The sequence below is a fragment of the Mesorhizobium sp. M7D.F.Ca.US.004.03.1.1 genome (genome assembly GCF_003998635.1).
GTDB lineage: Bacteria > Pseudomonadota > Alphaproteobacteria > Rhizobiales > Rhizobiaceae > Mesorhizobium > Mesorhizobium loti.
Genome location: NZ_RZQG01000903.1, coordinates 1 through 2,320, shown reverse-complemented (window position 1 = coordinate 2,320; position 2,320 = coordinate 1). Strand labels below are relative to the sequence as shown.

The window sequence follows — 2,320 nt, the reverse complement described above, 5'->3', positions numbered from 1 at the left end:
ATCGTCGGCGGGTTGTCGCGCAGCCAGGCATCGGTCTGCGCGAAATGATGGACGAAGCTCTCGAAGTCGCGGCGATAATCGGCCGAGTTCTCATCCGGCAGGAATTTCATGTCGAGGTCGAGCACCGCGACATCGGGAATGATGGCCGGATTGGTCATGACGGTCGGCAGGCCGTGTTCGCCAAGGCCGGTGCCGCCATGCATGACGCCGATGTTGATGGTGTTCATGCCGAGCGGCAGCAGCGGATGGGATTTCGCCCGCGTGCGGTCCAGCTCATATTGGCGCACGGCGGCAATGAAGCGGGCGGCGATCTCGATGGCGTTGACGCCTGGCTCCAGCCGGTCCTTGTCGTGGCGCTGCGGATAGATCTCGTTGTAGCGCAGTGCCGAATGGGCGTTGCGGCCACGGATCGTCACCCGCGCCCATTCGAGCCCGCCTTCGACCGGCAGGACATCGCCCCAGGTCGGTTCGGCGACCAGCACCGCCTTGGCGAGCTTGCCCTTCTTCACGGCATCCATGGCGCCGAAGCCGCCGGCTTCCTCGTCGACGACGGAGTGGATGGCCAGCCGGCCTTGCAGTGTGATGCCCGCCTTGCGGATCGCATGTGCTGCAGCGATGCAAGCGGCGACGCCGCCCTTCATATCGACGGCGCCGCGGCCATAGAGGCGGCCATTGGTGATCTCGCCGCCGAACGGATCGACCGACCAGTCCTTCATCGCGCCGACCGGCACGACATCGATATGGCCGCACAGGATCAGGCTGCGGTCCTCGTCGCCCGCCCATTCGCCGACCAGATTGGGCCGGCCGGGCAAGGCATCCCATTGCTCGGTCTTGAAGCCGTCCTGCTTGAGGATCGGCTCGAGCAGCGCCTGGACATCCGCCTCGCGGTTGATCGCCGGATTGGGCTCGAATTTGGGGTTGACCGAAGGGATACGGACCATGTCGCGGGTCAGCCCGATCAACCAGTCGCGATCGGCCTCGATCTCAGCCTGCACAGCGTCGATGATGGTCTGGTTGTCAGGCATTGTCGTTTCCTTCCTTGCATCGCCGCGCTGGGCGCATCGACGCTATTTCCTTGGGAGTTTGGCGGCATCATCCGCCGCGGGCGACAGGGCGGCATCGAGGGTGACCGCATTGGCGCTGCGGATCTTCTCGATGTCCTCGATGCGCTTGCGTACCCCGGCGCCATGGCCTTCCAGCGCATGGGCAAAGACGGTTTCCATCTGGGCAACGGCGGTGGCCAGCGTGTCGAAGGGCGAGTTGGCGTCGATCGCCGCGACCATGGTCAGGTCGGCGACCTCTGATATCGGCGACAGCCACACATCGGTGAACAGCAGGACGGAAACGCCGCGTTCCTTGGCCTGCTGCGCAAATCTCACCACGTCCGACTGGTAGCGCCGGTAGTCGAAGACGACGAGCAGGTCGCGCTTGCCAAGGTCGATCAACAAGTCGAAATCGGCGGGGCTCAACGAACCGATGTCGCGCACGCCGGAGCGGAACTGCAGGAGATAACCAGCAAGCATGGATGCGATATGCCGGCTGAACCGGCCGCCCAGCAGCACGACCTGGCCCTTGCTCTCAAGCAGCATGTTGACGGCGCGCGTATAGGCCTGCACCGGCACCGCGGTGCGGGTGCGCTCGAGACTGTCGGAAACCGAATGGAAATATGCGAGTGCGGTGCCTTCGCTGGAGCCGCCCGGACGCTTGGCCTCCATCATCAAAAGCGGCGAATGCAGCCTGGATTCGACTTCGGTGAGCAGGCGTGCCTGGAAGTCGGCAAAGCCGACATAGCCAAGCTTGGTCATCAGCCGCGTCACACTCGGGTCGCTGACGCCGGCCCGCCGCGCCAGCCTGGTCGCGGTACCCAGCCCCGACATGGGGTAATCGGCAAGCAGGACCTGGACGATCTTCTCTTCCGCGGAGGTGAACGCCACGGTCATGTTGGCCAGTTCTTCACGGATGGACATGGTCATCGCCTATCGCTGACGGAAGATGATTATCTTACAATTTCATGCAAGATTGTCAAATTTGGAAATTCTCTTACAGGGCTATCCGGGAAGATTTCAGGATGGGTTGCGCAATCCCCCGACGACCCCGCAATCCGTATCGTGCACCACATTTCATGTCAGGTCGAACGGGTGCATTCGCCGTCCACGACACGCCTGCGGTCGCTCTTTATCGGATATGTCGAATCCCGGACGCGGCCAGCCTATTTGAAGCTGGCGATGGGCAGGAACTTGACCGCGGAGCCGGTGAAGCGGCGGTGATCGGACGTCTGTCCTCGCGGCTGGAATCCGTCGAGATAGATGTGCTCCGGCGC

The 2,320-nt window shown here is 63.1% G+C and carries 2 protein-coding genes; both read right to left on the bottom strand.

The features are described from left to right. Positions 1-1,025: M20/M25/M40 family metallo-hydrolase (locus EN935_RS31640; protein WP_127373994.1), on the bottom strand; the 1,025-nt coding region annotated here is incomplete at its 3' end. Between the two features lie 42 nt (positions 1,026-1,067). Then, the gene (locus tag EN935_RS31635; RefSeq protein WP_127262344.1) at positions 1,068-1,967 is read right to left on the bottom strand and encodes a MurR/RpiR family transcriptional regulator; all 900 of its coding nucleotides are present in this window, start codon (positions 1,965-1,967) and stop codon (positions 1,068-1,070) included. Positions 1,968-2,320 lie beyond the last annotated feature (353 nt).

Bases quoted from the DNA above. Each gene is read 5' to 3' on its own strand.
- EN935_RS31635 (WP_127262344.1), bottom strand. From the start codon at position 1,967: ATGTCCATCCGTGAAGAACTGGCCAACATGACCGTGGCGTTCACCTCC.